Here is a 6,985-nt window from a genome sequence, read left to right on the forward strand (position 1 = left end):
GTCCGGCTCAGTTCCCTGCGCCGCCCCGCACGCGGTTGCGGCGCCACGCCACCACCAGGGTGCCGAGGCCGAGCGCGATCGCGGTCGCACCGGTGATCGCCATCGGCTCCGTGGCCCTGCCGCCGCCGGTGGAGGCCAGCCCCCCGTCCCCGGTCGGGGGCGCGGCGGTGACCACCTGCGGGCCGGCCCCCGCCGGGCTCGGCGACGTGCCGGTGGCCCGCACGACCGGGAGGACCGGGGCGGCGGCCCGCTCCGGCACGTCCGGGTCCGGGGCCGAGTCGGCGAAGGTCGGAGCGGGTGCGGCGGTGGCGCCCGTCGCGACCACGGTGATGAAGTCGGCCGCCGGCCCGACCGCCTCGGCCGCGCTCTCGCCCTGCTCCGGCAGGGTGCGCGACACGGCCATCAGGGACTCGAACAGGATCGGCGCGTCCCTGGTGAAGGCCAGCCGGAGGTCGACGGTGCGGCTCTCGCCCCTCGCCAGCGTGATGGCCTCGGCGTTCCCGTCCCCGCTCCGCAGCGCGAAGTCGAGCCGGTCCGGGTGCTCCGGGCTGCGGCCCGGGGTTGCGCCCCGCCACTGCCCGTCGGCGCCACGGAACTCGAACTCGACGGTGCCCGAGGGAAGTTCGGTCGCCCCCTGGAACGCGACCGCGGGTACGACCCGCAGCTCCCGGCCGCTCCGGTTGGTGAGGACCAGCGTGAACGGCTTCGCCTCGCCGCCCACCGTGAACACGACGGGCACCCCGTGGAGCCCGACCTCCGCGGTGGCCGCCGGGGTGGGCGGCGCCGTGGCCGGCGCGGTGGCCGGTGCGGTGGTGGGCGACGCCGCCGGAACGATGACCAGGTCCGGGTGGCCGCCGCTCGCCTCGGTGGTGCGCTGCTCCGGCGGCAGGGCCGGGTCCGAGACCAGGGAGTCGAAGCCCGGCGCCACCCGTCCGGCCGGGGCGTCGGCGGTGACGGTGAGCCGCAGCCGGTAGGCGGCCTCGGCGCCGGCCGGCAGCGACAGCACGGCGGGCTGGTCGAGCGCCCAGGCGGCGCCGGCGCCCGCGGCGTTCGCCCTGGCGTCCTGCCACCGGGTGCCGCCGGGCGCCCGGTACTCCAGCCTGAAGTGGCCCTGCCCGGCGCCCGCGCCGGCGTCCGCGACGACGAAGACCGAGGACGGCACGTCCAGCCGGTGGTCGGCGGTGTTCCGGAGCGTCGCGGTGAACTCCACCGGCGCTCCCCCCGCCGTGACGGTACCGGGAAGGCCGCCGAAGGTGATCGTGACCGGCGAGGGGCGGGTCCGGGCGCCCGGGGACAGCGCGACGGCCTCCGGCGCGGCGAAGACGACCGCGCCCCCGACGGCGGCCAGGCCGGAGACCAGGGTGACGGCGGTGGTCGCGGTCAGGAATCTGCGCTGCCGAATGTGCAATCCAACCTCACGGGAGAATGCGGGAGAGAACCCATCAGGACGTGAAATCGCTTGCACGGGAGATCATTTCGCAACAATGTCGGGCTTTCGTCCGCCCCCCGGCCGACCGCGATCGGCAGCATCCTATCGAGCCCCGTCCGGCGGTCCGGACCGAGGACGGCTCCTGGTTCCCCGGGACCACCCCGAGGGAACCCCGACATCCGGCTACGACTCCCCGGTGACCCTTCGGGGCCGAGAATCACCTGCCGGGCTGAGGCCCGGGGGCCGACGGCGGCGGAGGATGGAATCAGCCCGCCGGACCTGCCGGACCGGGCCGCCACCACAGGGAGAGAATCATGAGTGCGCGCCTCGCCCGTCCCCGCCACAACCGCGTCCTCGCCGGCGTCTGCGCCGGGATCGCCGAACGCTTCGGCCTGACCCCGTGGACCGTCCGGCTGATCTTCCTGCTGTCCTGCCTGCTGCCCGGCCCCCAGTTCCTGCTCTACCTGGCGCTCTGGGTGCTGCTCCCCCAGGAGCCGTGAGCCCGGCGGCCCCGCACAGAGCGACGGGCCGCCCGCCCCGGAGACTCCCGGGGTGGACGGCCCGTCGCCGTGCCGTGGGCCTCGGCTCAGCCGGTCAGGCCGGGGATGGCCGGGAGGGTGCTGGTCAGCCCGCCGATCGGGGTCTTGTCCAGACCGGGGATGGTCGGGAGCGCGGCGCGCTGCTGGGCGGCGCGCTGCTCGGTGACGCCGGCCAGCGGGGTGTCTCCGGCGGGGACGGCCTTGCCGACGCTCGGGGCGAGGGTGCCCAGCGTCTCGGTCACCTTGCCGGCGGCGGGCAGCTTGGCGGCGGTGTCGGTGACAGCGCCGGTCACCGCCGGGTTCGTCAACACGCCGGTGGGCAGCCCGAGGCCGCCGGCCGCCTGGCCGTCGGCCGCGGAGGCGGCACCGGCGCCGACCGCCGCGATGGCGATGCCGAGCGCCGCGGTACCGGCGGCCTTGAGAGCCTGCTTCATGGTTGGTCCCCTTTGGGTCCTCGTCGGTCGCCGACTTCGCGCACGGGACCGGCGGACGGGCGACCGCCGCCGCGACGTTTCGGCATGACTGGCACACCGTAGTGAGCAGGTCACGCGGGGACCAAAGGGCGTTCACTCACCCGAGTGAGTAGTCGGATGAACGCCAACCCCCTTGCAGGAACCTGGAGTTCATCCGACCGGCGCGCGCCCCGGCGCGGCGCCCCGACGGCTCAGTTGCCGCCGGTGCCCGCGCTGAACAGCCACTCCGCCTTCAGCTCGGCGTAGCCCGGCTTGATCACGTCGTTGATCATCGCCAGCCGCTCGTCGAAGGGCAGGAACGCGGACTTCATCGCGTTCACCGTGAACCACTCCAGGTCGCCCAGGGTGTAACCGAAGGCGTCCACCACGTGGCCGAACTCCCGGCTCATGCTGGTGCCGCTCATCAGCCGGTTGTCGGTGTTCACGGTGACCCGGAACTTCAGCCGGCTGAGCAGCCCGATCGGGTGCTCGGCGTACGAGGCGGCGGCACCGGTCTGGATGTTGGAGGTCGGGCACATCTCCAGCGGGATGCGCTTGTCGCGCACGTACGCGGCCAGCCGGCCGAGCTCGACCGTGCCGTCCTCGCCCACCGTGATGTCGTCGACGATCCGCACGCCGTGGCCGAGCCGGTCGGCGCCGCAGCACTGCAGGGCCTCCCAGATCGACGGCAGGCCGAAGGCCTCGCCCGCGTGGATGGTGAAGTGGTTGTTCTCGCCCTTGAGGTAGTCGAAGGCGGCCTGGTGGCGGGTGGGCGGGTAGCCGGCCTCGGCACCGGCGATGTCGAAGCCGACGACACCCGAGTCCCGGTGGCGGTTGGCCAGTTCGGCGATCTCCTGCGAGCGGGCGGCGTGCCGCATCGCGGTGATCAGGGTGCCGACGCGGATCCGGTGGCCGGCCGCGCGGGCGTTGGCCTCGCCGAGGCGGAAGCCCTCCTGGACGGCCTCGACGACCTCGTCCAGGCTCAGCCCGGCCTCCAGGTGCTGCTCGGGGGCGTAGCGGACCTCGGCGTACACGACGCCGTCGGCGGCCAGGTCCTCGGCGCAGTCCGCGGCGACCTTGATCAGCGCCTCACGGGTCTGCATCACGGCGCAGGTGTGCGCGAAGGTCTCCAGGTAGCGGACCAGCGAGCCGGAGTCGGCGGCCTCGCGGAACCACTCGCCGAGCTCCTTGGGGTCGGTGGTGGGCAGGCCCTGGTAGCCGCAGGCGGCGGCCAGCTCGACCACGGTCTCCGGGCGCAGCCCGCCGTCCAGGTGGTCGTGCAGGAGGACCTTCGGCGCGCGGCGGATCTGGTCGAGGGTGGGGATGCGCGGGCCGGCGCCCGCGGTGGTGACGGGGATCTGCTGTTCCATTGCGGAAATATAGCCCCTACGCGCGTAGACCGACCACCGCGAACACCACCGGATGGTCCAAACTCCACCCGGAATTCCACCGACCGGTCCATACGATCCACCAAAGCGTCAACCGGCCGCCGCGACCGGCCCGGTCGCGGCGCACCACCGCCTCAGTCGTGCTGCAGCAGCCGCCCGCGCCGGGACAGCACGAAGTCCCGGAACGCCCGCGCCGGCGGGGCCAGCGGCCGCCCCGCCGCCCAGGCCAGCCCGATCGCCCGCCGGGTCCGCGGCGCCGTCACCTCCAGCTCCACCACCCCCGGCCGCGGCACCAGGGCCGGCGGCAGCAGCGCCACCCCCAGCCCGGCCGCCACCAGCCCGCGCAGCGTCTCCGCCTCCTCCCCCTCGAACGCCAGCCGGGGGACGAACCCGGCCTGCGCGCAGAAGCCGTCCGTGATCGCGCGCAGCCCGTACCCCTGCTCCAGCCCGACGAACGGCTCCTCCGCCACCTCCGCCAGCCGGATCCGCCGCCGCCCGGCCAGCCGGTGGTCCGCCGGGACGACCAGGTGCAGCCGCTGCTCGTCCAGCGGCCGGGCGGCGAACGCCGGGTCCTCCGGCAGCGGCGCGACCAGGCAGAGGTCCAACTCCCCGGCCCGCAGCCGCTCCAGCATCGCCGCGCCGTAGTCCTGCACCAGCTGGAACCGCACCCGCGGGTGCGCCGCGCGGAAGCCCCGCAGCAGCGCCGGCACCGCGTCCGGCCCCATCGTGTGCAGGAAGCCGAAGGCCACCAGGCCCACCGCCGGATCCGCCTCCGCCCGGGCCGCCTCCGCACCGCGTTCCAGCTCGGCCAGCGCCCGCTCCACCGAGGCCAGCAGCAGCCGGCCCGCCCTGGTCAGCCGGACCGTACGACCCTGACGGGCCAGCAGGTCCACCCCCAGCTCCTCCTCCAGCCCGGCCACCGCGCGCGACAGCGTCGGCTGCGGCACCCCGAGCAGCGCGGCCGCCTGGGTCACGTGCTCCAGCCGGGCCACCGCCGCGAACCGGGCCAGCCGGGGCGCCAGCAGCACGGCCGGCTCCTCCGGCCCCAACTCGGCCACCCGGTACCGCTGTTCCCCGCCGTCCACCGATTCCGGACCGGACATCCCCGCACCACCTCGACTCATACGCCAGTGCATCGATCATCCACACTTCATGCATTGGACGCATCAACACCGGCAGGCCTACGGTCGACGTCATGCAGCCCGCCGATACCGGGGCATCCGTGACCACCCCGGATGCCCACGCCACCGCCCCCGCCGCCGCCCCCACCGCGGACGACCGCCACCGCCCCGGCCAGCGCGCCTTCCGCCGCGCCAACCTCGCCCTGTTCGCCGCCGGGGTCGCGACCTTCGTCCTGCTCTACTCCACCCAGGGCCTGCTGCCGATCCTCTCGGCCGACCTCGACCTCACCCCCGGCCAGGCCAGCTGGACGGCCTCCGCCGCCACCCTCGGCCTCGCCCTCGGACTGCTCCCGGCCAGCGCGCTCTCCGACCGGTACGGCCGCACCGCGGTGATGACGGCCTCCACCCTCGCCGCCTCCGCGTTCGCCCTCGCCCTGCCCTTCGCGCCTGACCTCACCACCCTCGTCGTCCTGCGGGTCCTCCAGGGCGCCGTCCTCGCCGGGCTCCCCGCCACCGCCATGGCCTACCTCGCCGAGGAGGTCCACCCCGGCGCCCTGCCCTCCGCGATGGGCCTGTACGTGGCCGGCAACAGCATCGGCGGCATGGGCGGCCGGCTGCTCTCCGGCTGGACCGCCGCCGGGCTCGGCTGGCGCTGGGGCCTCGCCGCCTCCGCCGTCCTCGCCCTGCTCGCCACCCTCGCCTTCCGGCTGCTGATCCCCGCCGCCCGGCACTTCACCCCGGCCCCGGTGGACGCCCGCGCGCTCGCCCGCACCGTCGGACGGCACCTGCGCAACCCGCTGCTGCTACGGCTGTACCTGCTCGGCATGCTGTTCATGGCAGTGTTCGGCGCGGTCTACAACACCGTCGGCTACCGGCTGATCGCCGCACCCTTCCACCTGCCGGAGTCGATCGCCGCCTCGATCTTCGTGGTCTACCTGGTCGGCACCGGCACCTCCGCCGCGGCCGGCCGGCTCGCCGGCCGCCTCGGCCGACGCGGTGCCCTCTACGTCTCCATCGGCGTGACCGCGGCCGGCCTGCTGCTCTCCCTCGCCGAATCCCTCACCTGCGCCCTGCTCGGCCTGGTCCTGATCACCGCCGGCTTCTTCGCCGGCCACGCCACCGCCTCCTCCTCCGTCGGCCGCACCGCCACCGAGGGCCGCGCCCAGGCCTCCGCCCTCTACCTGATCGCCTACTACCTCGGGAACAGCCTCGGCGGCACCCTCGGCGCCGACGCCTACCACGCCACCGGCTGGCCCGGCGCCGCCACCGTCGGCCTCACCGCCATGACCCTCGCCGCCGCCGTCACCCTCTACGCCACCCGCCAGGCCCACACCGCCGGCCGGTGTTCGAGGCAGCCGGGAAGACTTTCCGCCAGGTAGACTTTCCCCATGGCAGACCTCAAGCGCCGCCGTCGCCCCCACCTGGTGTCCACGCCCGTGCGGAAGAAGGGCGTGGTCACCATCCCGCAGGAGATAAGAGAGCAGCTGGACCTCCAGGAGGGCGACCAGCTGGTGGTCGCGGTGGAGGACGGCCGCATCGTCCTGACCCCCGCCTCCGTCATCCCGGACGACCAGGCGTGGTTCTGGAGCGGCGCCTGGCAGGAGAAGGAGCGGGAGGTCGACGAGGCGATCGCCGCGGGCGAGCGGGGCGAGGTGTTCCAGGACGGGGACGCCTTCCTGCAGTCGCTCGCCGACGAGGCCGGCCTCGACCTGGGGGAGATCAAGCGCCGTGCCGACGTATGAGTCGCTGGCCCACTTCCTCCGCGACTGGAAGGGCCTGACCGCCGCCCAGAAGACCGCGTTCCTGGTCGCGGTGGCCCAGTTCGTCGCCGACCTTCGAGCCGGCCAGGGCTTCCGCCGCGGCCTGCGGGTGAAGAAGATGCAGGGCCACCCGGACATCTGGGAGATGACCTGGGCCCCGGACGGCCGGGCGACCTTCAGCTACGGAACCCCGCCCCAGCACGGCGAGCCCCACATCGTCTGGCGCCGGATCGGCACCCACGACATCTTCGGCCGCCCCTGACCGGCGAGAAACGTCGAGCCGCCCGCCGGTGCAC

At 74.7% G+C, this 6,985-nt stretch carries 8 protein-coding genes; 4 read left to right on the forward strand and 4 right to left on the reverse strand.

Annotated elements, in window-relative coordinates:
* Positions 1 to 7: 7 nt before the first annotated feature.
* Positions 8 to 1,408: a hypothetical protein gene (locus tag ACFU6K_RS26120; RefSeq protein ID WP_380666924.1), complete on the reverse strand. Its 1,401-nt coding sequence runs from the start codon at positions 1,406 to 1,408 to the stop codon at positions 8 to 10.
* A 335-nt stretch (positions 1,409 to 1,743) separates the two neighbouring features.
* Here ACFU6K_RS26120 and ACFU6K_RS26125 point away from each other — a divergent pair, with 335 nt between their 5' ends.
* On the forward strand, positions 1,744 to 1,929 hold the full coding sequence (locus ACFU6K_RS26125; RefSeq protein ID WP_380666926.1) for a PspC domain-containing protein: 186 nt from the start codon (positions 1,744 to 1,746) through the stop codon (positions 1,927 to 1,929).
* Between the two features lie 86 nt (positions 1,930 to 2,015).
* On the opposite strand, the gene ACFU6K_RS26130 is transcribed toward ACFU6K_RS26125, so the two are convergent.
* The 3 genes from ACFU6K_RS26130 to ACFU6K_RS26140 form a co-directional block, all read right to left on the reverse strand.
* A complete protein-coding gene (locus ACFU6K_RS26130) occupies positions 2,016 to 2,402 on the reverse strand; it encodes a hypothetical protein (protein ID WP_380666928.1) in 387 nt (128 codons plus the stop codon).
* Between the two features lie 230 nt (positions 2,403 to 2,632).
* The gene (locus ACFU6K_RS26135; protein WP_380666930.1) at positions 2,633 to 3,790 is read right to left on the reverse strand and encodes an adenosine deaminase; all 1,158 of its coding nucleotides are present in this window, start codon (positions 3,788 to 3,790) and stop codon (positions 2,633 to 2,635) included.
* Between the two features lie 152 nt (positions 3,791 to 3,942).
* The gene (locus ACFU6K_RS26140) at positions 3,943 to 4,911 is read right to left on the reverse strand and encodes a LysR family transcriptional regulator (RefSeq protein ID WP_380666931.1); all 969 of its coding nucleotides are present in this window, start codon (positions 4,909 to 4,911) and stop codon (positions 3,943 to 3,945) included.
* A 92-nt stretch (positions 4,912 to 5,003) separates the two neighbouring features.
* On the opposite strand from ACFU6K_RS26140, the gene ACFU6K_RS26145 reads away from it, so the two are divergent.
* The 3 genes from ACFU6K_RS26145 to ACFU6K_RS26155 are packed head-to-tail and all read left to right on the forward strand — an operon-like array spanning position 5,004 to position 6,951.
* Positions 5,004 to 6,308, forward strand: a complete 1,305-nt coding sequence (locus ACFU6K_RS26145; protein WP_380666933.1) for an MFS transporter — start codon at positions 5,004 to 5,006, stop codon at positions 6,306 to 6,308.
* A 9-nt stretch (positions 6,309 to 6,317) separates the two neighbouring features.
* Positions 6,318 to 6,671 carry an AbrB/MazE/SpoVT family DNA-binding domain-containing protein gene (locus ACFU6K_RS26150; RefSeq protein ID WP_380666935.1) on the forward strand — a complete coding sequence of 118 codons (354 nt, stop codon included), beginning with the start codon at positions 6,318 to 6,320 and terminating at the stop codon, positions 6,669 to 6,671.
* Entirely contained in the window at positions 6,658 to 6,951 is a 294-nt protein-coding gene (locus tag ACFU6K_RS26155; RefSeq protein ID WP_380666937.1) for a hypothetical protein, read from the forward strand. The genes ACFU6K_RS26150 and ACFU6K_RS26155 overlap by 14 nt, the downstream gene beginning before the upstream one ends.
* Positions 6,952 to 6,985 lie beyond the last annotated feature (34 nt).

It is taken from the genome of Kitasatospora sp. NPDC057512 (genome assembly GCF_042802135.1).
Taxonomy (GTDB): domain Bacteria; phylum Actinomycetota; class Actinomycetes; order Streptomycetales; family Streptomycetaceae; genus Kitasatospora.